The 25548-nt window shown below is 62.9% G+C and carries 20 protein-coding genes; 19 read left to right on the forward strand and 1 reads right to left on the reverse strand.

Annotation, left to right across the window (positions count from 1 at the left end; translation table 11 throughout):
• The first annotated feature begins 64 nt into the window (after positions 1–64).
• The 19 genes from HHL26_RS00450 (at position 65) to HHL26_RS00540 (ending at position 23624) form a co-directional block, all read left to right on the forward strand.
• Positions 65–1381: a TetR family transcriptional regulator gene (locus HHL26_RS00450; protein ID WP_277349329.1), complete on the forward strand. Its 1317-nt coding sequence runs from the start codon at positions 65–67 to the stop codon at positions 1379–1381.
• 292 nt (positions 1382–1673) lie between these two features.
• Positions 1674–3899 carry a TonB-dependent receptor gene (locus tag HHL26_RS00455; RefSeq protein ID WP_087575714.1) on the forward strand — a complete coding sequence of 742 codons (2226 nt, stop codon included), beginning with the start codon at positions 1674–1676 and terminating at the stop codon, positions 3897–3899.
• Between the two features lie 101 nt (positions 3900–4000).
• A complete protein-coding gene (locus tag HHL26_RS00460; protein ID WP_169575661.1) occupies positions 4001–4897 on the forward strand; it encodes an alpha/beta hydrolase in 897 nt (298 codons plus the stop codon).
• A complete protein-coding gene (locus HHL26_RS00465; RefSeq protein WP_169575662.1) occupies positions 4890–6605 on the forward strand; it encodes an AMP-binding protein in 1716 nt (571 codons plus the stop codon). The genes HHL26_RS00460 and HHL26_RS00465 overlap by 8 nt, the downstream gene beginning before the upstream one ends.
• A 38-nt stretch (positions 6606–6643) precedes the next feature.
• Positions 6644–7927, forward strand: a complete 1284-nt coding sequence (locus tag HHL26_RS00470) for an acyl-CoA dehydrogenase family protein (RefSeq protein ID WP_169575663.1) — start codon at positions 6644–6646, stop codon at positions 7925–7927.
• A 43-nt stretch (positions 7928–7970) separates the two neighbouring features.
• Entirely contained in the window at positions 7971–9026 is a 1056-nt protein-coding gene (locus HHL26_RS00475; protein ID WP_240962244.1) for a phosphotransferase family protein, read from the forward strand.
• Positions 9027–9041: 15 nt separating this feature from the next.
• A complete protein-coding gene (locus HHL26_RS00480) occupies positions 9042–9824 on the forward strand; it encodes an SDR family oxidoreductase (RefSeq protein ID WP_087575710.1) in 783 nt (260 codons plus the stop codon).
• A gap of 67 nt (positions 9825–9891) precedes the next feature.
• Positions 9892–10671, forward strand: a complete 780-nt coding sequence (locus tag HHL26_RS00485) for an SDR family oxidoreductase (RefSeq protein ID WP_169575664.1) — start codon at positions 9892–9894, stop codon at positions 10669–10671.
• A gap of 16 nt (positions 10672–10687) precedes the next feature.
• Entirely contained in the window at positions 10688–11482 is a 795-nt protein-coding gene (locus HHL26_RS00490) for an SDR family NAD(P)-dependent oxidoreductase (RefSeq protein ID WP_169575665.1), read from the forward strand.
• A gap of 10 nt (positions 11483–11492) precedes the next feature.
• Positions 11493–13535 carry a 3-hydroxyacyl-CoA dehydrogenase NAD-binding domain-containing protein gene (locus tag HHL26_RS00495; RefSeq protein ID WP_169575666.1) on the forward strand — a complete coding sequence of 681 codons (2043 nt, stop codon included), beginning with the start codon at positions 11493–11495 and terminating at the stop codon, positions 13533–13535.
• Positions 13532–13984, forward strand: a complete 453-nt coding sequence (locus HHL26_RS00500) for a MaoC family dehydratase (RefSeq protein ID WP_066563484.1) — start codon at positions 13532–13534, stop codon at positions 13982–13984. Before HHL26_RS00495 ends, HHL26_RS00500 begins: the two co-directional genes overlap by 4 nt.
• A gap of 28 nt (positions 13985–14012) precedes the next feature.
• Positions 14013–15185, forward strand: a complete 1173-nt coding sequence (locus HHL26_RS00505; protein ID WP_169575667.1) for an acetyl-CoA C-acyltransferase — start codon at positions 14013–14015, stop codon at positions 15183–15185.
• Positions 15185–16192: an NADPH:quinone oxidoreductase family protein gene (locus tag HHL26_RS00510; RefSeq protein WP_169575668.1), complete on the forward strand. Its 1008-nt coding sequence runs from the start codon at positions 15185–15187 to the stop codon at positions 16190–16192. The genes HHL26_RS00505 and HHL26_RS00510 overlap by 1 nt, the downstream gene beginning before the upstream one ends.
• Positions 16189–17379, forward strand: coding sequence for an MFS transporter (locus HHL26_RS00515; RefSeq protein WP_169575669.1), 1191 nt, complete (start codon positions 16189–16191; stop codon positions 17377–17379). The genes HHL26_RS00510 and HHL26_RS00515 overlap by 4 nt, the downstream gene beginning before the upstream one ends.
• Positions 17376–18401, forward strand: a complete 1026-nt coding sequence (locus HHL26_RS00520; RefSeq protein WP_169575670.1) for an NADP-dependent oxidoreductase — start codon at positions 17376–17378, stop codon at positions 18399–18401. The genes HHL26_RS00515 and HHL26_RS00520 overlap by 4 nt, the downstream gene beginning before the upstream one ends.
• 59 nt (positions 18402–18460) lie before the next feature.
• Positions 18461–19351: an SDR family NAD(P)-dependent oxidoreductase gene (locus HHL26_RS00525; protein ID WP_087575145.1), complete on the forward strand. Its 891-nt coding sequence runs from the start codon at positions 18461–18463 to the stop codon at positions 19349–19351.
• A gap of 38 nt (positions 19352–19389) precedes the next feature.
• Positions 19390–21846, forward strand: coding sequence for a CoA transferase (locus tag HHL26_RS00530; protein WP_169575671.1), 2457 nt, complete (start codon positions 19390–19392; stop codon positions 21844–21846).
• Between the two features lie 41 nt (positions 21847–21887).
• Positions 21888–22517 (forward strand): glutathione S-transferase family protein, encoded by a 630-nt coding sequence (locus tag HHL26_RS00535; RefSeq protein ID WP_087575137.1) that lies wholly within the window; start codon positions 21888–21890, stop codon positions 22515–22517.
• 135 nt (positions 22518–22652) lie between these two features.
• The gene (locus tag HHL26_RS00540; protein WP_066563473.1) at positions 22653–23624 is read left to right on the forward strand and encodes a nitronate monooxygenase family protein; all 972 of its coding nucleotides are present in this window, start codon (positions 22653–22655) and stop codon (positions 23622–23624) included.
• 48 nt (positions 23625–23672) lie between these two features.
• Here HHL26_RS00540 and HHL26_RS00545 read toward each other — a convergent pair whose 3' ends face one another.
• Complete coding sequence (locus tag HHL26_RS00545) at positions 23673–25457, reverse strand: CocE/NonD family hydrolase (protein WP_240962288.1); 1785 nt, start codon at positions 25455–25457, stop codon at positions 23673–23675.
• Between the last annotated feature and the right edge of the window lie 91 nt (positions 25458–25548).

A 25548-nucleotide genomic window follows, 5' to 3' on the forward strand; every position in this document is an offset into this window, starting at 1 on the left:
CTCGTCGTTGCGAGGCCAGTCCTTGAAATAATTTGTACTATAGGACAAAAACTGGTTCAAGGCAATGCCTGCCACCCATGCCTTAGTAGAGGACAGTCCTGAATTGCCTGTGACCCGACGCCTTTCCACCATCCCGGGTACGCGCGTGAGGACACGTGGACCAAAGCGAGCGCCTGCTCAGGCGAGGTCAGTCGAAACCCGCAAACGGATCATCGAAGGGGCGATCCTCGTTTTGGCGGATCGCGGGATTGCGGGCATGACGCACCGGGAGATCGCTCGCACCGCAGGCGTTTCCCTGGCGTCGACAACTTACCATTTCGCCAGCAAGTTCGACATCCTGGCCGCTGCTTCACAGGAAATGCTGGATGAAGATACGCTGCTTCTTCCCCGCGATGACGCTGCCGGGCCGAGCGGGAAGGGAGGGACGGGGTGCCCCCGATCCTGGCTTGTGGAATTTCTAATCAAGGTGGGCAGAGAGCAACGTGTGCGAAGCGCCTGCTGGACCGAAATCATGCTGGATGCGCCACGCCACCCAGAATCTCTTGCGCTGGCCCGCCGTTGGTTCGCTGCTGCAGCAAAAGTCTGGAGCGAATGGGCCTTTTCATCAGGCGGTGACGACAACGAGCTGGCTGTGCGATCCTATGGTGACATAACGGTCGGACTTCTTCTTTTCGTGCTGGTTCTTCGTCCTACCGAGGACGATCTGAGGGCGGTGTTCGATGGCGGCGAAGACCCCCTCGACAGGTGGGGACATGGCGAGAAGGCCTCCGCCGCCAAGCCTGCGCGGCTGAGCGGCAAGTCGGCGGTGACGCGGGAGGCGATCCTGACGGCGACCCTGGATGAACTGGTTTCGAAGGGGCAGACGGCGATCGGCCTCAAGGCCATGGCCAGCAAGGCGGGGCTTTCGCCGTCCGGGGCCTTTTACCACTTTCCCACAACCGCCAGCCTGATCGAAGCCGCCCAGCATCGCCTGTTCGAAAATGCGAAGGATCGCTATCGCATCGTTGCCTCGCTGGAACGCGGGGAAGAAAGCCTTGAAAGGCTGATCGATCGAACGACCGTCATCTTCTTCCGCGAAGCGACGGAATATGCGCTGGAAAGTCTCGCAATCTACCGGGTTTGGCTTGAAGCCAGCCGCCAGCCGTCGCTGCAATCGGCGATCTGGGCCGACATTGCGGACCAGCACAGCGCCTGGCGGCGTCTTTTGACACCGATCTCCTCGTCGCTGCGGCCCCTCGATCCGCTACTGTCTCAGGCGTTGTTCACCGGAAAACTGATCCGGCTGGTGGCCAGCGGTTCGCGGACGGAGGATCTGGCCCATGTGCGCCGGGAGTTTGCCCATGATCTGACCATGATCTCCTCCGGCCGTTTCTGGGTGTAAGAGTCCGTTTGAGAAATCGCGGAAGAGCGATTTCCGAGGCGGCACCAACCCTCTCCCCCACCCGGCCACCCATAAAATACTGCCGTTGGGTGGCCGGGTGGGGGAGAGGGCTGGTGCCGCAATGCGCCAATAGGCGCATTCTCAAACAGGCTCTAAGCCGATTGATCGAAACGCGATTTCCTCCTTGCGGCAAATTGCGACATCGCGGGTGCGATCAACCATCATTCTCCATCGAGCCGAAATCAATACAACACGAATCAGCACAAAAAGACAAAACTGATGGAGGGGTATCATGACGAAAGGCTATTGCGTGCTTGCGTTGCTCTGCGGGGCTGCCGTTGTTCCGGCTGCTCATGCGCAGACGCCCGACGCGCCCGCGCAGGGGCGAAGCGGTCAGGACCAGTTAGAGGACATCGTGGTTACCGCATCCCGCCGAAGCGAGACTATCCTGAAGACGCCCATCGCGGTTTCGGCTTATTCTGGCGACAAGCTGCGTGCCGCTCAGACGGTGGCGCTGACGGATCTTGTCGGTCCCAATCCGAACATCCAGATCGGCAATAGCTACAACTCAGCGAACGTCGCGATCAGAGGCATCGGCAACGGGTCGTCCATCAACGCCGGGTCCGATGCGGGCGTCTCCATCCAGGTAGACGGCGTATACATGGCCCAGCCCGCGCTCACATTGTCGACGTTCCTGGACGTGGCGCGTGTGGAGGTTCTTCGCGGTCCCCAAGGCACGCTCTTTGGTCGTAACGCCACGGGCGGGGCCGTGAACATCATCCCGAACGAGCCGACCCGGGAATTGCATTACGGCTTCGATGTCACGGCGGGCATTGATCCAGGCCGGATCAACACGTCAGGCTATGTCAGCGGTGCGCTCGATGCATCGGGTAAATGGACCGCGCGCATGTCCGCCCAGCAGACCTATAACCGCGGCTATACGAAGAACCTGTCGACGCCGAAGACCTACAGCCCCGGCTATTCGAACAATCTTGTCACGTCCAACGCGCCGGGCCGACTGGACGACGCGAACAACCAGTCGGTTCGCGGCCAGATCAAATGGGAACCTTCCGACAGCTTCAACGCCCGGCTGCTTGTCGAATATCAGCGCGATCACTCCAACGGCCCGGCAACCTTCCTCGAAGGCACGCCCGACCCCGACCAGCCCCTTCCCGCAATTCTCGTCGGGCAACCGCTTGGAAGTGTCAGCAAGCGCGAAGTGTACAACAATGAAGCGATGAGGCGGGTCGAGGGTAAGAATGTCAACCTGACGCTGAACTGGGCGCTGGGGAGCGGCGATCTCAAGGCGCTTGGCTCCTATGCGGACACCAAGATCCACAATATTCAGGACGGCGACGGAACCGATGCGCTCCACACCTATTCCGACTTCAACAACAAGACCCATCAATATTATGGGGAACTGCTTTACACGTCCGACGCGTCCAAGCCGTTCACCTATATCATCGGCACCAACTATTTTCATGAAAAGCTGAAGCAGGATATTTCGGTTCCGATCAGCCTGCTGCCCATGCCAGTCGATCTGGGTGCGAAGATTAACACCACTTCCTACGCCTTCTTCGGGCATGCCCAATATGCGCTGACGCCCGAGGCAAAGGTTTTTGCCGGCCTGCGATACACGCACGACAAGAAGGTCGATCTCGACGATTATAATAGCTACGTCGGTATCCTGCCGAGGCAGAGCACCTCGTCCAGTCAGGTCACCTATGAAGTGGGCGCATCCTATGCCTTCAGCACGAGGCTCGACGCCTATGTGAAATATGCCACTGGCTACAAGGGGGGCGGCTTTTCGGCCGGCGGTCTTGCTCCCGCCTTCGATCCGGAAAAGAACACCAACCTTGAAGCTGGCCTGAAAGGCTGGTTCTTCGATCACGGATTGCAGGCCAACATCGCTGCGTTTCACATGAAGTATGATAATCTTCAGGTGAACCAGATCAATGGCGCGTCGACACAGGTCGTCAACGCCGCGAAGGCAACCATCTACGGCGTCGAGGCCGAAACCGTCATCCGGCCCGTCGAGGCGCTGCGGTTCGAGGTGTCGGGCGCCTATCTCCATGCGACCTTCGATCGCTTCCGCACCGGTGATCCGGCCCGCCCCGATCTGGGAACGATTGATCCCGATGGCACGCGCAGGTTCGATCTTGATGGCAACAGCTTGCCCCAGGCGCCTCGTTACAGCTTTAGCGCCGGCGGCTATTACGACGTGCCGCTCTCATCGGGCAAGGTCACGCTGGGTGCCCGTTACGACTGGAAGTCACGGCTGTATTTCAGCGAGTTCAACATCCCGGTCTCGTCGCAGTCAGCGGTGGGCAAGCTCAACCTGTCCCTGAACTATGAAAGCGAAGACCGGCGAATCACGGCGAGCCTGTTTGCGAAGAACATCACCAACAAACAGGTCAAATCGAATGTGATCGTGGTGTCGGCGCTGATCGGATCGCTCGCGCTCAGCCAGTATCAGCCGCCGCGGCAGATCGGCGCGTCGTTCGGCTACCACTTCTAGAGAGAAACGACAGCAAACCGATGCCGACCGAACATCCGAGCGTGGCGCAGGCCCGAATAGTCAAAGACCATATAGCAGGCCTGATCGCGCGCTCGGATGACATGGATGATCTTGCGGTCGCGATGCGCTATGTGATGGACAATTACTGTCTGACAGGTGCCGAGCGCGACTTCGGATGCTCCACGACGCTCGTCGATCTCGGCACCTGTTCGGCCGAATGGTTCGTCCCGCCGCAGGCGAAGTCCGGCCACCATATCGTCTACATCCATGGCGGCGGCTGGTTCGCCGGGTCGATAGACACGCACCGCCATCTGATCGATCTTATCGCGCGAAAGACCGGGCGCGCGGTGTTTGCGGTCAACTATCGCCTTGCGCCCGATCATCCGTTTCCGGCGGGTCTTCAGGATGCCGGGCGGGCTTACGCCCATGCATGCTCCAACGGGCCGGCGGGCCCGCTGGAGGCCGCCACCGTCGCCCTGATGGGCGATAGCGCGGGCGGCAATCTCTCCGCCGCGCTCGTGATCGACCTTTTGTCCCGCAACGCCCGGCTGCCCGATGCGCTGGCCCTCCTGTCGGGCGTCGTCGATTTCCGTCCGCCTGACCGGATGCCGCCGGGTTCCGACGATCCGACATGCGAGCCGACGACGCAGACCAGGATCGCTGAGCTGTATCTTCAGGGCGTTACGACAGTGGACGATCCACTGGTTTCGCCTGCCGCAGCCCCTTTGGATGTCCTTGAGAGATTCCCGCCGACCATCATTCAGGCGTCATCCGACGAATATCTGCGGGATCAGGATGTCGCCTTTGCCGCCGCGCTCTGGCGGCTGGCGGTGACGGTTCATCTCAGCATCTGGCCGCACCTGCCGCATGCCTTCCACCTCTTTCCGCAGGAACTGTCGGCAGCGGGTCGCGCAGTGGATGAAATCGCCGCGTTTCTGGGAGATGTCGAGGCGGCTCCGGTCGATAAACTTGCAAGCGTAGGAGCGCAGAATGACTAAATCCTGGCCGGCCATGTCGCTGAAGGAGGCAGAAGCGCAACTCTGCGTTCCGGGTTCGCGCTTCGAAATCCGCACGGCCATCATCAACGGCCGCGAATTGCGGACATGGGCGAGCCTGCCTGCCAACGTCGCTGAACTGGCAAAGCAGGTGCGGGCCAGACATGGCGAGCGGGAATTCCTGGTCCTCAACGATGAGCGCGTCACTTATGATGGCTGGTTCCGCGCCGTTGCGACGCTGGCGGACCATCTCGTCCGTGAGGGCGTCAAGCCGGGGGATCGCGTCGCCATCGCGATGCGCAACCTTCCCGAATGGCCGGTGGTGCTGTTCGCGGCGACGGTTTGCGGTGCGATCGCCGTGCCGCTCAACGCGTGGTGGACGGGAGAGGAACTTGGCTATGCGCTCGAACAGTCCGGCTCCACCGTCCTCATCTGCGATGACGAACGCTTTGAGCGCGTGACAAGCGGCGGTTCGGCGCTTGCGGATCGCCTGAAAATGATCGTCTCTCGTTCGTCCCGTCCCGGCATCGTCTCGCTTGAATCCATCATCGGCGCGGTCGCGGACTATGGTCTGCTGCCCGAACTGCCGCTGCCGGACGTGAAGATGAACCCCGACGACCCGCTGACGATCTTCTACACCAGCGGGACGACGGGTCGGCCGAAAGGCGCACTGGGCACGCACCGCAACATGCTTTCGGGCCTGGTGGCGATCGATTTCATCGCCCAGCGCGGCGCGTTGCGCCGGGGCGAGCCGGCCAGCGAGCCTGGCCCATCGGTCACATTGATGACCATCCCGTTGTTCCACGTGACCGGCTGTGCCGCGCTGTTGATGTCAGCCTTCGCATGCGGCGGCAAGGTCGTGCTCATGCACAAATGGAATGCGGTCGAAGCAATGGCGCTCATCGAGCGTGAGCGGATCACATCGGCGGGCGGCGTTCCGACCATCGCGTGGCAGTTGATCGATTCTCCTGAGAGGAGCCGGTTCGATCTCAGTTCGCTCAATTATGTCCCCTATGGCGGTGCACCGGCAGCGCCGGATCTGCCTTTCCTGATCGAACGGGAACTGTCGGCCGTGCCCTATAATGGCTGGGGCATGACGGAAACGTCCGGCACGATCACCGGGCATAGTGCGGAAGACTATCTGAACCGGCCCGACAGCTGCGGGCCGCCGCTTCCAGTCGACGACCTGCGCGTCGTCAACGAGGCGGGCGAGGCACTGCCCATTGGCGAGATCGGGGAATTATGCGTTCGGGGACCGCAGATCGTGATGGGATATTGGCAGAATCCCGAAGCCACCGAAGCGACCTTCGGGGATGGCTGGCTGCATACGGGCGATCTGGCCCGGCTGGACGAGGAAGGCTTTTGCACGATCGTCGGCCGCAGCAAGGACGTCATCATCCGCGGCGGCGAGAATATCTACGCGGTCGAGGTTGAAAACGCCCTGTTCAGCCATCCCGCCGTCACGGATGCGGCGGTGGTCGCTCTGCCGCATGACCGGCTGGGCGAAGAACCCGGCGCGATGTGCCTGATCGCGGAAGGCCATGAAGTCAGCGAGGATGAGCTGAAGCTCTGGCTGCGCGAACGGCTGGCCGCGTTCAAAATCCCGGTGGTGATCCGCTTCCACGCCGAGCCGTTGCCGCGCAACGCCAATGGCAAGGTCATGAAAAATGAAGTGCGCACGCTGCTTCTCTCCGATGCGATGCAGGACTGACATCGCGGTACGACACGGCATTATTTAAGGAATAAACAATGGATTTCGCACTTACCGCCCGCCAGACTTCCTTTCGTGATCGCGTGCGCGCGTTCATCCAGACCAACGTCAAGCCCCGCCTTGCCGATTACGAAGCCGAAGTCGCGGCCGAACCCCGCTGGAAGGTGATGCAGGTCATCGAGGAGCTGAAGCCGCTGGCCCGCGAGGCGGGCTTGTGGAACCTCTTCATGCCCCCGCATTCGGGTCAGGAACATGTCGATAACAGCTTTGTGTTCGAGGGTGAGCAACTGACCAACCTTGAATATGCGCTGTGCGCCGAAGAGATGGGTCGGGTATTCTGGGGTTCGGAGATATTTAACTGCTCCGCGCCCGATACCGGCAACATGGAAGTACTCCACCGATACGGCACGCTGGAGCAGAAGGAACGGTGGCTGCGTCCGCTGATGAACGGGGAAATCCGTTCCGCCTTCCTGATGACCGAACCCGACGTTGCTAGTTCGGATGCCACCAACATCCAGACGTCGATCCGGCGTGATGGCGATCATTATGTCGTCAACGGCCGCAAATGGTGGTCGACCGGCACCGGCGATCCGCGCTGCAAGATCGCGGTGGTCATGGGCAAGACCGATCCCAATGCCGACAAATATCGTCAGCAAAGCGTGATCCTGGTGCCGATGGATGCGCCGGGCGTGCAGATCAAGCGCATGCTCAACGTCTATGGCTACGACCATGCGCCGCATGGGCACGGCGAAGTCGTGCTGGACAATGTGCGGGTTCCGGCGAGCAACATGCTGCTGGGCGAAGGGCGCGGTTTCGAAATCGCGCAGGGACGGCTCGGGCCGGGCCGCATCCATCACTGCATGCGGACCATCGGCGTGGCTGAGAACGCGCTTGAAGCGATGGCGAGCCGCCTGCTCTCGCGTCAGGCATTCGGCAAGCCGATCGCCAGCCAGTCGGTGTGGGAGCAACGGATTGCGCGCGCGCGCATCGACATCGAAATGACGCGGCTGCTCTGCCTCAAGGCGGCGGACATGATGGACCAGGCCGGCAACAAGAGCGCGCAGGTCGAGATCGCGATGCTGAAGGTCCAGGCGCCGATGATGGCGTGCCAGATCCTCGACGACGCCATTCAGGCGCATGGCGGCGCGGGGGTGTGCGACGATTTCGACCTTGCCTTCGACTGGGCCAACACCCGCACGCTGCGGCTGGCGGACGGTCCCGACGAAGTGCATGCGCGCGCCATCGCGCGGGCGGAGTTCAAAAAATACAAGGATGTGACGGGTGACAGCCTGTCGAGCGGCGATGTCGGGGCTGCGCGCTGATGCCGGGAGTGCTCGCCCTTCTTCGTCCCAGGGCAGGTGGGGGATGACCGCGATGTCTGAAACGGCAGCGGTCGACAATAGCGTCGACGTCGGCAAATTGTCGGCGTGGATGGACGTTCATGTCCCGGAGTTCGAAGGCCCGATCAAGCTCGACAAGTTCTCGGGCGGTCAATCGAACCCGACCTTCGCGCTCGACACGGCAACGCAGCATTATGTGCTGCGTCGCAAGCCTGCGGGCGCGTTGCTGGCCTCCGCCCATGCCGTCGACCGCGAATATCGGCTGCTGAGCGCGCTGTATCCCGAAGGCTTTCCCGTGCCTCGTCCCATCGCCCTGTGCGAGGACGAAGCGGTGATCGGATCGGCATTTTACGTCATGGAGCGGATCAAGGGGCGGACACTGTGGGACGGTGCGCTGCCCGATGAAACGCCAGCGGCGCGCCGGGCGATCTATGAGCAGATGGTGGAAACGCTGGCGCGGCTGCATCGGTTCGATCCGGCGCAGGTCGGCCTGACGGATTACGGCCGACCCGGCAATTATTTCGAGCGGCAGGTGGCGCGCTGGAGCCGCCAATATCGCGCCTCGCAAACCGAGGATGTGCCGGAAGTCGAAAAGCTGATGGAATGGCTTGCCCGGACCGTGCCCGAGCAGACGGCGTCGACGATCATTCATGGCGACTATCGGCTGGACAACCTGATTTTCGAGCCGTCAGGGCCGAAGGTGCTGGCGGTCATCGACTGGGAATTGAGCACGATCGGTGATCCGTTGGCGGATTTCAGCTATTTCGCGGCGCACTGGTTGATGCCTGCCGATGGTCTTGCGGCTCTTGGCAATGTCGATCTGGAGGCGGCGGGCATTCCCTCGCTCGAAGAAATTACCGACCTTTATTGCGCGATAAGCGGGCGGCCGCGCATCGCGAATCCCCACTGGTATTTCGCATTCAACCTCTTCCGGATCGTCGGGATCATCCAGGGGATCCGCAAACGCATTATCGACGGCACAGCCTCAAGCCTCGAGGCGGAAACGGCCGCAGCGAAGCTCGTGCCGATGGCTCGGCTCGGCTGGGAACAGGCCCGGCTGGCTGGTGCCCTCGAACCGTAAAGATTGGAGAGTGATATGAAAAATCTGTTCGACCTCAGTGGCAAGGTCGCCATCGTGACAGGGTCGTCGCGCGGTATCGGGCGCGCGATCGCGGAAGCGCTGGCCAATGCGGGTGCACAAGTCGTCATATCCAGCCGCAATCTGGATGCGTGCGAGGAGGCTGCCGCGGCGATCAACGCGGATCTGGGTGAAACATGCGCGGTGGCGATCGCGGCGGACATTGCGGTGAAGGACGATCTGCGGGCGCTGGTCGCGGAGACGGAAAAGCGGCTGGGGCCGGTGGACGTTCTGGTCTGCAATGCGGCGGTCAGTTCGCATTATGGACCGACGCTCGAAATTCCGGACGATGAATTCCACAAGATCATCAACGGCAACATTCTCTCCAACCAGTGGCTCGTCCAGCTTGTCGCGCCTGGAATGATCGAGCGGCAGGCCGGTTCGATCATCATTGTCGCTTCGCTCGGCGCCTATCTCGGGTCCGGCATGATCGGCACCTACCATGTGTCAAAGGCCGCCGACCTCCAGATGGTTCGCAACCTTGCGGTCGAACTCGGCAAGCACAGCATTCGGGTGAACGCGATCTCGCCCGGCATCACGAAGACGGATTTCGCGAAGCGGCTTTGGGAAGACCCGGCTGGTGTCGAGCAGGTAACCAAGCGCACGCCCCTGTGCCGCATTGGCGTGCCGGGCGAAATGGCAGGTGCGGCTGTCTATCTGGCGGCCGAGGCCAGCGCCTTCATGACGGGTCAGTCGCTGCTCATCGACGGCGGCATGGCGATAGGCCCGGCGAGGCTTTGATACCGGTCGACGCGGATCGGCGGCAGATGGAATGCGGCACGCCGCAACAGGAAGTAAGGAATGAAATATGAGCAAATTGTTTGACCTGAGCGGCAAGGTCGCAATCGTGACGGGATCGTCGCGGGGCATTGGCCGCGCCATCGCTGAGGCATTGGCCGACGCGGGCGCTCGCGTTGTCATTTCCAGCCGCAAACAGGCTTCCTGCGACGAGGTTGCGGCTGCCATCAACGCGCGTTGCGGCGAAGGGCGCGCAATCGCCATCGAAGCCAGCATTTCGAACAAGGCGGCGCTTGAGGCGCTGGTCAAGAACGCCCAGGAGGGACTCGGCCCGATCGATATCCTGATCTGCAACGCGGCGTCCAACCCCTATTACGGCCCCACTCTGGGTATCAACGACGACCAGTTCCGCAAAATTCTGGAAAACAACATCCTGTCGAACCACTGGCTGGCGCAGACGGTCGCGCCGTCCATGATCGAGCGCAAATCGGGATCGATCGTCATCGTTTCGTCGATCGGCGCCTATATCGGTTCGGACACCATCGGCACCTATCATCTGTCGAAAGCGGCGGATCTGGCAATGGTCCGCAATCTGGCTGTCGAATTTGGACCCCATAAGGTGCGGGTCAACGCCATCTCGCCGGGCGTGACACGGACTGATTTCGCCAAAGCGCTATGGGAAGATCCCGCAAAGGAGAAGGCGTTCAGTCGCCAAATCCCGCTGCGCCGCATCGGGGAGCCGGGAGAAATGGCGGGAACCGCCCTTTTCCTTGCATCCGACGCCTCTTCCTATGTGACCGGTCAGGCCATCGTCGTGGACGGCGGCATGACCATTGCCCCGGTGGCGTGAATACAGGATCAAAATCATGGCGCGCTTCACGAATAAAGTTGTGGCGGTTACTGGCGCGGCCTCAGGCATCCGCGCCGCGACAACGCATCTGTTCGCAAATGAAGGCGCGCAGGTGATCGCGTTCGATACAAGCCCGACATTGGCGGACAGCTTTGCTGGGGATGACGCCATCGTCACGATGCAGGGCGACGCCGGACGCGAGGAGGATGTGCTGGCGATGTATTCGCTGGCGACAAGCCGCTTCGGCGGCGTCGACATCGTCTGCGCGAACGCGGGCGTGACGGGCGGCGAAGCCGGATTGTTCGACCAGAGTGTCGAAAGCTGGGAACAGGTGTTGCGCATCAACCTGATCGGTCCGTTTCTGGCCGTCCGGCTTGGCGCCAGGACCATGTTGGATACCGGCAGGATCGGCTCCATCGTCTGCACCGCTTCGGTCGCGGCGCTGCGCGCGGGGGCGGGCGGTCCGGCCTATTCGGCGTCGAAGGCGGGCGTCATGAACCTCGTCCAGATCGCAGCCCAGCAGCTTGCCGGATCGGGCATTCGCGTCAACGCGGTCTGCCCCGGCCTCATCGAAAGCGGCATGACCAAAGACCTGTATGACAAGGCGCACGCCAAGGGTCGGGAGGGGTCGATCGGCAAGCTCAACCCGCTCCGGCGCGGCGGACATCCGGCCGAAATCGCTCAGGCTATCGCCTTTCTCGCATCGGACGAGGCCAGCTACGTCAACGGGCACGCCCTGGTCGTGGATGCAGGGCTTTCGACTTCTCACCCCTTCGCCCGACCGAGCGCTCTGGGCGAAACCATTTTTTGAGAGAGATATTATGATCGAAACGCATCGCCACGGCACTGTTCTGGAAATCCAGATCGGCAATCCGCCCGTCAATGCGCTGTCCGAGGATGTCCGGCGCGGAATCTATCAGGCGGTGCAGGCCGCCCAGACCGACGATGGCGTTTCCGCCGTGGTGATCCACGGGGCGGGGCGGATGTTCAGCGCGGGCGCCGACATCACCGAGTTCGGCAATCCGCTCGCCGAGCCGGGACTTGCGGCGGTGATCGACGCGATCGAAGCCAGTGCCAAGCCTGTCGTCGCAGCCATCCATGGTTCCGCGCTGGGCGGCGGGTTGGAGGTCGCGCTGGGCGCGCACTATCGCGTGGCGACCGCGAGCGCGAAGCTCGGGCTACCCGAAGTCGCGCTGGGTCTGTTACCCGGTGCCGGCGGCACCCAGCGCCTTCCCCGCCTCGTCGGCATCCCTGCTGCGCTTGACATGATCGTTTCGGGCAGCCCCATTTCAGGGACCAAGGCGCTGGAAATCGGTCTGCTGGACAAGATCGCGCCGGAGGCAAGCCTGGTGGAAGACGCCATCGCTTACGCCGCGACGCTCGACCGGCCGCGTCCCACCGGCGCGCGTGCCGTTTCCTTCGAGGGGGACGAGTTCGACCGGTTCGCGGAACAGAATGCGCGCAAGATCAAGGGTCTCGACGCGCCTCAGGCCTGTATCGAGGCCGTCCGGGCGGCGACCACCTTGTCGCTTGCCGAGGGGCAGGAGAAGGAGCGGAGCCTTTTTCATCGGTTGATGGACGGCGCGCAATCGAAGGCGTTGCGCCATGCGTTCTTTGCCGAGCGCGCCGCCGCCAAGATCGACGGCCAGCCCAAGGATGTGCCGTTGCGGTCCATCGCAAAGGTCGGTGTGATCGGCGCGGGCACGATGGGCGGCGGAATTTCCATGAATTTCCTGTCTGCCGGCATTCCGGTCACGATCGTAGAGATGGCCCAGGAAGCGCTCGACCGCGGCACAAGCCTGATGCGCAAAAATTATGAGGCCACCGCAGCCAAGGGGCGCATGACCAGCGCGCAGGTTGAGGGCGCGCTGGCGCTGCTCACGCCCACGCTGGATTTCAACGCCCTTTCGGACTGCGATCTCATCATCGAGGCCGTTTACGAGAATATGGACGTGAAGAAGGAGATTTTCGCGCGGCTCGACGGCATCGCCAAGCAGGGCGCGATCCTCGCCTCCAACACATCCTATCTCTCGGTCGACGAGATCGCGCAGGCGACGAAGCGGCCGCAGGACGTTGTCGGCCTGCATTTCTTCTCGCCTGCCAATATCATGAAGCTGGTCGAGGTGGTGCGCGGCGACAAGACTGCGCCGGACGTGCTGGCCACGGGCATGGCGATCGCGCGCAAGATCGGCAAGGTGCCGGTGGTATCGGGCGTGTGCTTCGGCTTCATCGGCAACCGGATGCTGGACCCTCGACTGGAGGGTGCGATGGAGATGCTGCTGGAAGGCGCGACGCCCGATCAGATCGACCGTGTCTCGGTCGCCTTCGGCATGCCGATGGGGCCGTTACAGATGATCGACCTCGCCGGCGTCGACATCGGCTGGCATCGCGACCCCACCCGTATCGAAAGCCTGCGCGACGCGCTCAATGCCGTGGGCCGCTGGGGGCAGAAGGCCGGTGGCGGCTTCTACGACTATGACGAGAAGCGCCGTCATCTTCCCTCCCCGGTCGCGAGCGGGATCATCGACGCGTTCCGGGCGAAGGCCGGCGTGACGCCGCGCGCCATTTCCGACGAGGAAATCATGGTTCGCACCATGCACGTCATGGTCAATGAAGGAGCCAAGATTCTGAGCGAGGGCATCGCCCAGCGTGCATCGGACATCGATGTCGTCTGGATCTACGGTTATGGCTGGCCGCGACATACCGGCGGACCGATGTTCTGGGCGGAGCAGGTCGGCCTCGCCACCGTCGTTGCCGACCTTGAGCGCTATGCGGATCGGCTGGGCGACGACTTCTCGCTGTCACCGCTTCTGGTCGATGCTGCGCGCAGTGGCCGGTCGCTCGACGAAGCGAACGCCGGATGAGCGACATGCTGGTGCGCTTGCAGGCCGATACCGGGGTCACGCACCATTCGGATTGGCTGACGGTTGATCAGGCGATGATCGACCGCTTCGCCGATGCGACGATGGACTGGCAGCATATCCATGTCGATCCGGAGCGGGCGCGCGAGACCCGTTTCGGGGGCACCATTGCGCACGGCTTTCTGGTCCTGTCGTTGCTTTCCTATCTTGAGGAAAAGACCACGGCGGCGCGATTGCCGGACATCAAGGTCGGCGTGAATTACGGCTTTGACCGCGTGCGGTTCGTGTCGCCGGTAAAGGCCGGCAGCCGCATCCGTTCGGCTTCGACGCTCAGGAGCGTGAAAGAGAAGAACCCCGGCCACTTCGAGCAGACGCAGCACATCTGCGTGGAAGTCGAGGGGCAGGAAAAGCCCGCTGTCGTGGCGACGTGGGTAACCCAGTTTTTTGTGTGACCATAAGGGTCTGCCTAGGAGATTTATAATGCAGGACGCCGTTATCGTGTCAGCCGCGCGGACTCCCATCGGGCGCGCCTATCGCGGTGCGTTCAACGCGACACCGTCGCCGACCCTTGCTGCTCATGCGATCCGGGCGGCGGTGTCCCGCGCCGGCATAGATCCGGCCGAAATCGACGATGTGCTGTTGGGCGCATCGTTGCAGCAGGGCTATCAGTCCACCATCGGCCGAACCGCCGCGATGCGTGCCGGACTGCCTGTCACCGTCGCGGGCATGTCGCTCGACCGGCAATGCGCTTCCGGTCTCATGACAATCGCCACGGCTGCCAAGCAGATCATGGTCGACCGGATGAAGGTGATCGTGGCGGGCGGCGTCGAATCCATTTCGCTGGTTCAGACCGAGGCGCTCAGGATCGATGAGGATCCCGAACTGGTGGCGATGGTGCCCGATATGTTCATGCCCATGTTGCAAACCGCCGAAACCGTCGCGCGGCGTTATGGCATCGGTCGCGAGCGGCAGGACGCCTATGCGCTGCGGTCGCAGCAGCGCACGGCGGCCGCGCAGCAGAATGGCGCGTTCGATGACGAGATCGTGCCCGTCGAAGCGACCATGACGGTGCGCGACAAGGCCACCGGCGCGGTGTCGTCCCAGATCGTCACGCTGACCAAGGATGAGGGCGCACGGCCCGAAACGACCGCCGAAGGACTGGCCGCGCTCAAGACCGTGGTCGAAGGCGGCACGATAACGGCGGGCAATGCGAGCCAGTTGTCCGACGGTGCGGCGGCTGTCGTCATCATGGATGCCGGTCTGGCCGCCGAACGCGGGCTGCGTCCTCTGGGCCGTTATGTCGGCATGGCGGTTGCGGGCACGGAACCTGACGAAATGGGCATCGGCCCGGTGTTCGCCATTCCCAAGCTGCTCCAGCGCTTCGGCCTCACCATGGACGACATCGGCCTTTGGGAACTCAACGAAGCCTTTGCCGTCCAGGTGATCTATTGCCAGGACAGGCTGGGCATCCCGGAAGACCGGCTGAACGTGAACGGCGGGGCGATTTCCATCGGCCATCCCTACGGCATGTCGGGCGCACGTCTGGTTGCCCATGCTTTGATCGAGGGACGTCGGCGCGGCGCGCGCTATGTCGTGGTGACGATGTGCGTCGGGGGCGGCATGGGCGCTGCCGGCCTGTTCGAGGTTCTGTGATGAAAGCCTTGCTTTCCATCGAACCGGGCGGCCCGAAATCTCTGAGGCTGTCCGATATTCCGGTGCCGGACCTTGGCCCTGGCCAGTTGCGCGTGCGCGTGCTGGCCTGCGGCATCAACTACCCCGACGTTCTGGTCATCGAGGACAAATATCAGTTCAAGCCGCCACGGCCTTTCGCGCCGGGTGTCGAGGTTTCGGGCATCGTGGATGCGGTGGGCGAGGGCGTGACGGGCTGGCGACAGGGCGACAGTCTGATCGCGACCCTGGCTCAATCGAGCGGCGGCCTTGCCGAATATGCCGTGTTCGATGCGGCTGACGCGTTCAAGATTCCCGAAGGGCAAGATCCCGTCGCGGCTGCCGGGCTTTTACTCACCTATGCCACCACGATCCATGCGCTCGTCGATCGGGGAAATCTGACAGCGGGTGAGACGCTTCTGGTGCTGGGGGCGGCGGGCGGCGTCGGGCTGGCGGCCATCGAAATCGGCAAGGTCATGGGCGCGCGCGTCGTCGCTGCCGTATCCAGCGAGGAAAAGGCGAAGGTGGTCCTTGCCGCCGGGGCTGACGACGTCATGGTCTATGGCCGCGCGCCGTTCGACAAGGAGCAGGCGCGCGCTCTGGGGCTGGCGTTCAAGGAACGGGTGGGACCGGAGGGCGCGCATGTCATCTACGATCCCGTGGGTGGCGACTATGCCGAGCCGGCCCTCCGCTGCATTGCCTGGGAAGGCCGCTATCTGGTCGTCGGTTTTCCGGCCGGGATACCGAAGATACCGCTCAATCTGCCGCTCCTCAAATCCTGCGATATTCGCGGCATCTTCTGGGGCGGCTTCGCCAAGCGCGCGCCAGACCATAACCGGCGCAATATCCTGCAATTGATCGACTGGTGGACGGCGGGCCGCATCGCGCCCAAAATCGATCAGATTTTTCCTCTCGCCCGAGGCGGCGAGGCCATTGCCCGGCTCGCAAGCCGGTCGGCGGTCGGGAAAGTCATCGTCACGATGGACGCATGATGGACAGCGGAACCGCCCTGGGCATGTCCGCGCCCCGAGCGATCGGGGTTCTGCCGGTGATGTCCATCGTCCTGACAGGGCTGGCAAGCGCCGCCATCATCGTTGCGATGCCCGGGCTGCTCGCCGGCATGTCCTCGAATATCGGCCTGACCGACAGCGAGATCGCGCTCATCACCTCTTCGGAGATGGGCGGGACGACGGTAACGACCCTTTTCGTGGCAGCATGGCTGAGCAGGCTCGACCGGCGCAAGGCGGCCCTTGTCGGGCTGGTTCTGATCATATGGGCAAATCTGCTTTCCGCTTATGCCACGACCTTCCTGACGCTCATCGTCGCCCGCTTCATCGCGGGTCTGGCGGCTGGCGCGCTTCAGGGAATATTGTCCGCCAGCATCGCGGTCACTCCGATACCAGATCGTATCTTTGCGATCTATCTCACCGCAAATCTGACCGCGACGACCGTCATGCTGGCCCTACTGAGCCGGCTTAGTGCCATAGGACATCCGCAATGGCTTTTCATGTCGGTCGTCACTCTGGCGACGCTCGCCATTTTGTTGCTTCGCTGGCTGCCCACAGGCGTCGCGGCTCTTCAACCCAAGGCGGAGAAGATTACGAAGCCCGGCCATGGATATGGCCTGTCCGCGCTGCTCGGGACTTTCATTCTGCTGGTCGGCGTCGGTCTTACATGGCCGCTGGTGGGCGTGCTGGGGCTGGATCGCGACATGTCGGGCGAAGCGGTTGCCAGCGCCCTGTCCTTAGCAACCATAGGTGGCATCGCTGCGAGCCTTCTGGTGTCCGCCGTAGGGGACAGGGCGGGGCGGCTGCTGCCCATATCGGCTGGCGCGGCGGGCCTGTGCATCGCCGTGTTGATCTTTGAGTTCGACAGCGGCCGGACGAGTTTCGCGGCGGCGGCCTTTGTCTTCATGTTCTGCTGGGTGCTGATCCTGCCCTATTGCGCCGGGCTGGTCGCCACGCTCGATCCCAGCGGACGCCTCTCGGTCCTGTGGGTCACGATGCAGTTTGCTGGCCTCGCCACCGGGCCGATCATCGCCGCCGGCCTGTTGCCGTCATCCGCCGATCTGCCCTTCTACGGCTCGTTCATGTGCTTTGGCATTGCCGCTGCCTTGACCCTCTATGCCGAGCGCGGATCGCGTTCGGCCCCTGAAATTCTGGAGAATCCCGTTTCATGACAACCAAATCCCGTGTTTGGACGCTCGTGAGGAGGGCCGAAGGCCTCCCCAGCAGCGATCTGTTCGAATTGCGCGACTTTGACGATGCGCCGCTTGCCGAAGGCGAGGTTCGGGTGCGGAACGACTGGCTCACGGTCGGGCCAGCCATGCGGGTGCGGATGTCGGCAGAGACGCGCGGCTATCTTGCGCCCTATGTTCTGGGCGATCCCATTCCGGGCTGGGCCGTGGGCGAAGTGATCGCGTCACGCTCCGCCGATCTCAAACCCGGCGACCGGGTTCTTCACCAGTTCGGCATGCGCGATTACGGGCAGGGGCCAGCATCGAGCTTCGAAAAGCTGCCCTCGTCCGGCGCGCCCGAACATTATCTGAACGCTATGGGCTCTACCGGCTTTGTCGCCTATTTCGGCCTGTTCGAAATTGCGAAGGCCAAAGCCGGGGAGACGCTGTTCGTGTCGGCCGCGGCGGGTGCGGTCGGCAGCACTGCGGTGCAGATCGGCAAGGCCATCGGCCTGAAGGTCGTCGGCTCCGCGGGAGGCAGCGCCAAGGGTGAGCGGTTGAAAGAGATCGGCGCCGACGCGGTGATCGATTACAAATCCCCCGGTTCGCTGGAGAGAAAGCTGGCGGCGGCGGCTCCGCAGGGCATCGACATCTACCTCGACAATGTGGGGGGCGAGCATCTCGACGCCGCGCTCTCCAGCGCGAACCCGAATGCGCGGTTTGCGATCAGCGGAATGATCGGCAGCTATAATCAGGAGCGCGCCTCCGAAACGATGCACAACCTCAACCGCATCGTGACGCAGCGTATCCATATCCAGGGCTATCTGCCCTATTCCGACCGCGCGGACCTGCTGGGTGCCTTTCGCGAGCAGATGTCCGCATGGATCGCGGACGGAACCGTTCGTCCATGGCAGGAAATCCGTGACGGGCTGGAGAGTGTTCCGCAAGCCATTCAGGATCTTTTCGCCGGTGGTTTCGCGGGCAAGCCCCTCATTCGCCTCAACATCGAGGACGCGCGCCCTTGACCGGCGCGGTTCATTCGCCCTCCGCAGGCAGCGGAGGCAGCCATCGAAAGGACGACTTCATGATAGCTCCCCTTATCTCGCTTTCCGGGCGCGTTGCTCTTGTGACCGGCGCCGGCCAGGGTCTGGGTCGTGCACACGCCCTCGCGCTGGCCCGGCATGGCGCCATGGTCGCGGTGAATGACCTGTCCCAAAAGGATGCCGAGGCGGTCGCGCAGGAAATTGTCGCCGCGGGCGGACAGGCCATCGCCTGTTCGGCCAACGTCGCCGATCCCGGCAGCGTAACCGGGATGGTCGACGAGATTGTGGCGCGATGGGGACAAGTCGACATCCTCGTCAACAATGCCGGCATCTTGCGCGATCGCACCTTCGCAAAGTCGACCATCGAAGATTTCCGGGCCGTGATCGACGTGAACCTGATGGGGTCGGTCCATTGCACGCACGCCGTCTGGAACCTGATGCGCGAACAGGGATATGGCCGGGTGGTCTTCACCACCTCATCGTCGGGACTATACGGGAATTTCGGCCAGGCGAATTACAGCGCGGCCAAGATGGCGCTGGTCGGCCTGATGCAGACGCTCGCGATCGAGGGGGAGCGCTACGGCATCCATGTCAATTGCCTTGCGCCCAGCGCGGCGACGGGCATGACCAGCGGCCTCTACGACAGCGGCGACCTTGCGCGTCTGGGCAGCGATATGGTCGCTCCCGCGATCGTCGCCCTATGCGCCGAAGAAGCGCCGACCCGTGCCATCATGCTCGCTGGCGCGGGCCGGTTCGCACGGGCGCATGTGACGATGACCAGAGGCGCCTATCTGATCGAGGAAGAAGATATGGCGGCGGCTATCCTGTCGCAGATGGACAGGATCGGCGACCGTGCGGGCGAGCATGTGCCGGCGTCCGGCCCGGAACAGCACCGCATGGAAGTGGCCGGGCTGCAAGAGCTCGTCCGGTAACGCCGCTACCGAATATGAGGGGATATGGCGAAGGCTTTTTGAGACCCTACAGGGTTCTCGATCTGTGCGATCACCGCGGGCTGCTGGCCGGCCATATGCTGGCGCAGATGGGCGCGGACGTCGTGCAGGTGGAACCCGAACGGGGAAATCCTGCCCGGCAGCTCGCGCCGTTCGCACAGGATTGGCCCGACGGGGATCAATCCTTGTTCTGGGCCACTTACGCCGCAGGCAAGCGGTCCATCGTCGTGGATCCCGGCCGGGACGAGGCGCTATGGGAGCGTTTGCTGCAATCGGCCGATCTGCTGATCGAGTCCTTTACGCCCGCGCAAGGGCGGCCGTCCTGGCTCGATCCGCGCGTGTTGGCCGAACGCCATCCGCACCTTATCCATGTTTCGATCACGCCGTTCGGACTGGAAGGCTCCAAACACGACTGGCCGGACAGTGAGATCACCTTGTGGGCAGCGGGCGGCCCTCTCTGGCTGACGCGCGGGCATGACGACCGCCCATTGCGGATCAGCGTGCCGCAAGCCTATCTGCATGCCGGAGCGACGGCCGCCAGCGCGGCTCTGATCGCGCTGGCCGACCGCACGCGCACGGGCCTGGGCCAGCATGTCGATCTGGCGATCGTGCAGACCCTGCCCCAGTGCACGCTCGGAGCGGTCCTTGCCGAAGGGGTAGCGCATGCGGATTTCGTCCCGCGCAGGAAGCCGGGGGACGACCATGTGGTGGACCTGAGCGGCAGCGGGTCCATCACGCGCAAGTCCAAATGGACAGTGTCGGACGGTCTGGCGGAGATGCATCTGGGCATCGGGCTAGCCGCCGGTCCCGCATCCAACAAGCTCATGACATGGATGCGCGATGAGGGCTGGTTCCACCCGACATTCAGCAACTGGGACTGGAGCACGCTTCACGAGAATATCCTTGCCGGGGATGTCAGCGAGGCCGATCTCGACGCGGTTCGGGTCTGGGTGCAATCCTTTCTCGCCACGCGGCACAAGGACGAACTGGTCGGGGTCGCGATCCAGCGCGGCGTCCGCATAGCGCCGATCCTGACGGTTGCCGATCTGGCCGAAAGCCCCCAGTTCGCAGCGCGTGACTTCATCGACACCATAGATGGTCCCTTCGGACCCTACAGGATGCCGGGGGCTTTCGCCCGCGGCTGCCCTGACGGATTTGTGCAACCCCGTCCTGCTCCCCGGCTGGGCGAACATGACGCCGAAGTCCGGGACGAGTGGTTGGCCGGAAGGCGGTCGCTGCCCGCTCCTGCCGTCGCCCACAACATGAGTGACAGGCCGCTGGAGGGACTGAAAGTGCTCGACCTTGCCTGGGTTGTCGCGGGTCCGTTGATGGGACGCACCCTGGCAGACTTTGGCGCGGCGGTCGTGCGCGTTGAATCCTCGCGTCGGGTCGAGACCGCGCGCGTCATGGGGCCGTTCCCGCACGGCCAATATGACGTGCAGCAATCCGCGCTGTTCGAGACCTGCAACGCCGGCAAGTTGGGACTGTCGCTCGACCTGTCTAAGGAACCGGCGCGCGACGTCGTTCGCGATCTCGTCCGGTGGGCCGATGTCCTTGTCGAATCCTTCACGCCCGGCCAGATGGCCAAATGGAATCTTTCCTATGAAGAACTGCGTGCCATCAATCCCGAACTGGTGATGGTGAGCACATCCCTGTCCGGGCAGGATGGTCCCAACGCACGCTATTCGGGATATGGGAACCACGGCGCGGCCCTTTCCGGGTTTCAATATATCGTTGGTGGACCGGATGGGCGTCTAGCCGGTCCTTATGGGCCCTATACAGACTTTGTGGCGCCGCGCTTTGGTCTGGCGGCGCTGCTCGCCGCGCTGGATTACCGGCGGCGGATAGGCAAGGGATGCCATCTCGACATATCCCAGGTCGAGGCGGGCGTGCAGTTTCTGGCGCCGCAAATCGCGGCCTGTTCGGTGACAGGCGAGATACAGGGGGCGGTGGGCAATCGCGACGCGCTGATGGCGCCCCATGGCGTATTCCGGGCGGCTGGCGAGGATCAATGGATCGCCATCGCCGTCGAGAATGACGGGCAGTGGCGCGATCTGGCCCTGCTGATGGGCGGCGCAAGTCTGGAACGGGACGAGCGCTTCGCCACCGCGCAAATGCGCCGGGCGCATGTCGACGAACTGGAGGCAATCGTCGAGGACTGGACGGCAGCGCGGGATGTGCAATGGCTGGAGCAAAGCTTGCGCCGGTGCGGCATTCCTGCCCATCGCGTCCAGTCCATCTATGGCATGGGCGCCGATCCACAAATGCGCGAGCGGGAACATCTGGTTCGGGTCGACCATCCCCTTTCCGGCACGGCGATGATCGAGGCAGCGCCATTCCGCCTGTCGCGCACGCCTGCGCGCTATGAGCTTTGTGCGCCGCCCTATGGCCGGGACAATGATCGCGTGCTGCGTGGGATTCTGGGTTACGGCAAGGACCGTCTCGACGCCTTGGCGACGGCGGACGCCTTGGCCTGATCGACGGCTAAAGCGCCATTCTGCAGCATGAGGGAAGGGCTGTGATCGAACTATATCATTGCGATGGCGCACGATCGTTTCGCGCGCTCTGGATGCTGGAAGAATTGGGCGCGGAATACAGGTTGCACATGCTGCCGTTTCCGCCCCGTTTTCGCGCGCCCGCCTATCTGGAAATCAATCCGCTGGGCACGATTCCTTTTATGATCGTGGATGGAGCAGCAATGAGCGAATCCTCTGCCATCTTGCAATATCTGGCGGACACTCATCCCGGCGCGGGGCTGTCCGTTGCCCCGTCCGATCGCGCCTATCCCGATTATCTCAATTTTCTGCACATGGGGGAAGCGACGCTCACTTTCCCGCAGACGCTGTATTTTCGCTACGCCATGCTGGAACCGCAGGAGCGCCGCAACCCGCAAGTGGCGGAGGATTATCGACGCTGGTTCCTCAAGCGTCTGGACGTGGCGATGGGCATGATGAGCGGGCGGGATTATGCGTGCGGCGATCATTTCACGGCAGCCGATATATCGGTCGGCTATGCCATCAAATTCGCAGAGGCATTGGGTCTGGGCGATGATCTCGCTCCGGCGGCGATCCAATATTTCCGCAGGCTCGAAGCACGCCCAGGCTATCGGCGGGCCATGGCGGTCGAGCGGGACAATGCCATTGAATAACCGGAGGATGGGCCTCGTCCGCCCCTCGCGCTCATGCGATTCTGCCCAAATTGCGACCAGGCCGTTGCGCGATAGGGTCATGGCGGTGGGGTGCACGCCCTATTATCACACGTCACGAGGTTTCAGGAAATCCCCATGCAGACACGCATTACTCAATTATTCGGCATTCGGTATCCCATCGTTCAAGGCGGCATGCATTTTGTCGGCAAGGCCGAATTGGCGGCGGCTGTTTCGCAAGCTGGCGGCCTTGGCATATTGACAGCGCTGACGCAGCGGACGCCTGCCGATCTGGCGGCGGAAATCGACCGATGCCGCGCGATGACCGACAAGCCGTTCGGGGTCAATCTGACTTTCTTGCCGGTGGTGAACGCGCCCGACTATCCGGGCTATGTAAAGGTTATCTGCGAGAAGGGCATCCCGGTCGTGGAAACTGCGGGAAATAATCCCGTGGAGCATCTGCCGACGCTGAAGGCGGCGGGCGTCAAGGTCATCCATAAATGCACCTCGATCCGCCATGCGCTAAAGGCGCAGGACATCGGATGCGACGCCGTCAGCGTCGATGGTTTCGAATGCGGCGGCCATCCCGGCGAGGATGACGTTCCGGGCCTGATCTTGCTGCCGCTGGCGGCAAAAGCGCTTTCTGTGCCCTTCATCGCGTCAGGCGGAATGGCGGACGGCAAGTCCCTCGTCGCCGCGCTCGCGCTGGGCGCGGATGGCATGAATTTGGGCACACGCTTCGTGGCGACGCAGGAGGCGCCGGTGCATGATCGCGTCAAGCAGGCGATCGTGCAGGCTGGCGAGCGGGACACGCGCCTCATCATGCGCCCGCTCAGGAACACTGAACGCGTGCTGCGCAACCCGGCCGTGGATCAGATCGTCGACAAGGAACGGGCGCTGGGCGACCGCATCCGGTTCGAGGACATTGCCGAGCAAGTGGCCGGTGTCTACTACCGGATCATGGTCGATGGCGATGTCGATGCCGGAGCCTGGAGTTGCGGCATGGTCGCCGGACTGATCGACGACATCCCGACCGTCAAGCAACTTATCGACCGCATCGTCGCGGAGGCGAAGTCCATCACCAAAGAGCGGCTGGCGGCGGTCTTCTGATCGGCATCATGAGCGCCCCCGGCAGGGGCGCTCAAACAGGCGCGCGGTTCAGCTTGCCGCCGGGATGATGGGCAGCAAGACGCGGGAGGGATGTGCTTCATCATGAAGCACCTGCTGATGCGCAACCTTGGCGTCGGCCAACGTGCCGCCCCACTCATCCCAGATGTTGAGATTTCTCGCCCAGCGCGGGAAGCAACTGCTGGTGACATCAAGCTGCAATCGATGGCCCGCCTTGAACAGGTTGCTCGTCGGCAAAAGTTCGATGCGCAGCAAATAGGGCTTGCCGGGTTCCAGCGGCGCTGCCTGATGGGTTAGGTCGTCGGGATTGTCGCGGTAGCGGGCGCGAATGATGCCATCAGTGATGAGGCGTGCCGTGCCATCCGGATGAACATCGACCAGCCGGGCCACGAAATCGGTGTCGACCATATCGGTCGTCACCCACAGTTCGACAATCGGCGTCCCCGTAACTTCGAGATCCTGTTCTAGAATGTCGGATTTATAGACCAATATGTCATCGCGTTTCTCGATCACATTCTGGTCGCTGCCGCCTGGGACGCAGCTTACGCCGAACACGGCGCCACCGCGCGTGGGCACAGGATTAGCGGGATCGTAGACGAAGGCGTCGGGCGGGCCGCCGCCGCCCTGCCGCAGCAACAGGACGCCGTCCCCCTGACCGCTATTGGCCTTGCCGCCGCTCGATAAATAACAGGGCGTTACAATGGTCCGCGCGATCGGCCATTCCTGTTCGTCACGCCACCTGTTCGCGCCCATGACCCAGATCTTGACGGGCGCTTCTGCGTTATCCGCGTCGTCCAGCTCGGAAAAATAGCGGGCGGCAAGCCCCATATGGCCAAAGGGGTTGAGCGCCTGGATAGCGGCGGAACCGGGCGAAATCTGTTCGCCCGTCATCTTGCTCTGCGGATGATGCGCCCAGGAGCCGACGATCAACCGGCTTTTTTGTCGCGCGGCTTCGCTGCCGCCTCTCGCACGCATGCCGACGAACTGGTCGATCGAGCCCCGGATGAATATGTCATACCAGCCCGCGACGATCAGCGCGGGCACGGTGATGTTCTCATACTCGTTCGCCCGCGTGCTCGCCTTCATGGAAGGATCATCGGCGCGTTTCTCCAGCAGATCAAAAAGCTGAGCGCCCTGCACGCTGCTCGCTGCCGGTTCGAAGCGACCGAGGGGGAGATGGTCGTAACCGCCGTCCCGCGCCAAGGTTTCGAGGGCGCCCCCTGCGCGTCCGACCGCCGCGCCCTTGGCTTCGGGGGAATCCCAGTCGCGGCGCATGAGCGCTTCCACGCCGATCATGGTCCACCAATAGCCATTGAGTTCAAGCTCGAAGACGCCGCCGCAATAGATGAACGAGCGGTTGAACCAACCCACCGGAACGATGGGATTGATTCCCAGAAGTGAGGGCGGTTGCTCGGCCGCTGCCGCCCATTGCACGAACCCCAGATAGGAAGGGCCGCTCATATAGACCTTGCCGTCGGAATAGGGGAGGGCGGCGGCCCATTCGACCGCCTCCGCGCCGTCCTGTCCTTCGTCTACCCATGGCTGGAAATCGGCCTTGCCGTCCGACGTTCCGCGTCCCCGCACATCCTGGATGATGGTGACATATCCATGCCGGGCACCGTGCGTCAGGTCGGTCGTGAACCCTGGCGCTACCGCTTTGCCATAGGGCGTGCGTGCGAGAATGACCGGCCATCGCCCTTCTCCCGCCGGCCGCGCCACATCGGCCCGGAGCACCGTCCCGTCGCTCAGGGTGCACGGAACGTCATAGTGGATCACCACGTCCTTCGGAGCGGTATCCTGATCAAAGGACGACATAGTCACGCAAACTCCAGAAACTGCTTGGTCACACCAGCGCCTCCAAAAAGAGGCATTCTGGCCGGCAAAACATGTTTGGCCGGCCAGAATT

It is taken from the genome of Sphingobium sp. TB-6, from assembly GCF_012927365.1.
GTDB lineage: Bacteria > Pseudomonadota > Alphaproteobacteria > Sphingomonadales > Sphingomonadaceae > Sphingobium.

Coding starts and splice junctions, on each gene's coding strand:
- HHL26_RS00450 (WP_277349329.1), top strand. CDS start 65: ATGCCTGCCACCCATGCCTTAGTAGAGGACAGTCCTGAATTGCCTGTG.
- HHL26_RS00455 (WP_087575714.1), top strand. CDS start 1,674: ATGACGAAAGGCTATTGCGTGCTTGCGTTGCTCTGCGGGGCTGCCGTT.
- HHL26_RS00460 (WP_169575661.1), top strand. CDS start 4,001: ATGGATGATCTTGCGGTCGCGATGCGCTATGTGATGGACAATTACTGT.
- HHL26_RS00465 (WP_169575662.1), top strand. CDS start 4,890: ATGACTAAATCCTGGCCGGCCATGTCGCTGAAGGAGGCAGAAGCGCAA.
- HHL26_RS00470 (WP_169575663.1), top strand. CDS start 6,644: ATGGATTTCGCACTTACCGCCCGCCAGACTTCCTTTCGTGATCGCGTG.
- HHL26_RS00475 (WP_240962244.1), top strand. CDS start 7,971: ATGACCGCGATGTCTGAAACGGCAGCGGTCGACAATAGCGTCGACGTC.
- HHL26_RS00480 (WP_087575710.1), top strand. CDS start 9,042: ATGAAAAATCTGTTCGACCTCAGTGGCAAGGTCGCCATCGTGACAGGG.
- HHL26_RS00485 (WP_169575664.1), top strand. CDS start 9,892: ATGAGCAAATTGTTTGACCTGAGCGGCAAGGTCGCAATCGTGACGGGA.
- HHL26_RS00490 (WP_169575665.1), top strand. CDS start 10,688: ATGGCGCGCTTCACGAATAAAGTTGTGGCGGTTACTGGCGCGGCCTCA.
- HHL26_RS00495 (WP_169575666.1), top strand. CDS start 11,493: ATGATCGAAACGCATCGCCACGGCACTGTTCTGGAAATCCAGATCGGC.
- HHL26_RS00500 (WP_066563484.1), top strand. CDS start 13,532: ATGAGCGACATGCTGGTGCGCTTGCAGGCCGATACCGGGGTCACGCAC.
- HHL26_RS00505 (WP_169575667.1), top strand. CDS start 14,013: ATGCAGGACGCCGTTATCGTGTCAGCCGCGCGGACTCCCATCGGGCGC.
- HHL26_RS00510 (WP_169575668.1), top strand. CDS start 15,185: ATGAAAGCCTTGCTTTCCATCGAACCGGGCGGCCCGAAATCTCTGAGG.
- HHL26_RS00515 (WP_169575669.1), top strand. CDS start 16,189: ATGATGGACAGCGGAACCGCCCTGGGCATGTCCGCGCCCCGAGCGATC.
- HHL26_RS00520 (WP_169575670.1), top strand. CDS start 17,376: ATGACAACCAAATCCCGTGTTTGGACGCTCGTGAGGAGGGCCGAAGGC.
- HHL26_RS00525 (WP_087575145.1), top strand. CDS start 18,461: ATGATAGCTCCCCTTATCTCGCTTTCCGGGCGCGTTGCTCTTGTGACC.
- HHL26_RS00540 (WP_066563473.1), top strand. CDS start 22,653: ATGCAGACACGCATTACTCAATTATTCGGCATTCGGTATCCCATCGTT.
- HHL26_RS00545 (WP_240962288.1), bottom strand. CDS start 25,457: ATGTCGTCCTTTGATCAGGATACCGCTCCGAAGGACGTGGTGATCCAC.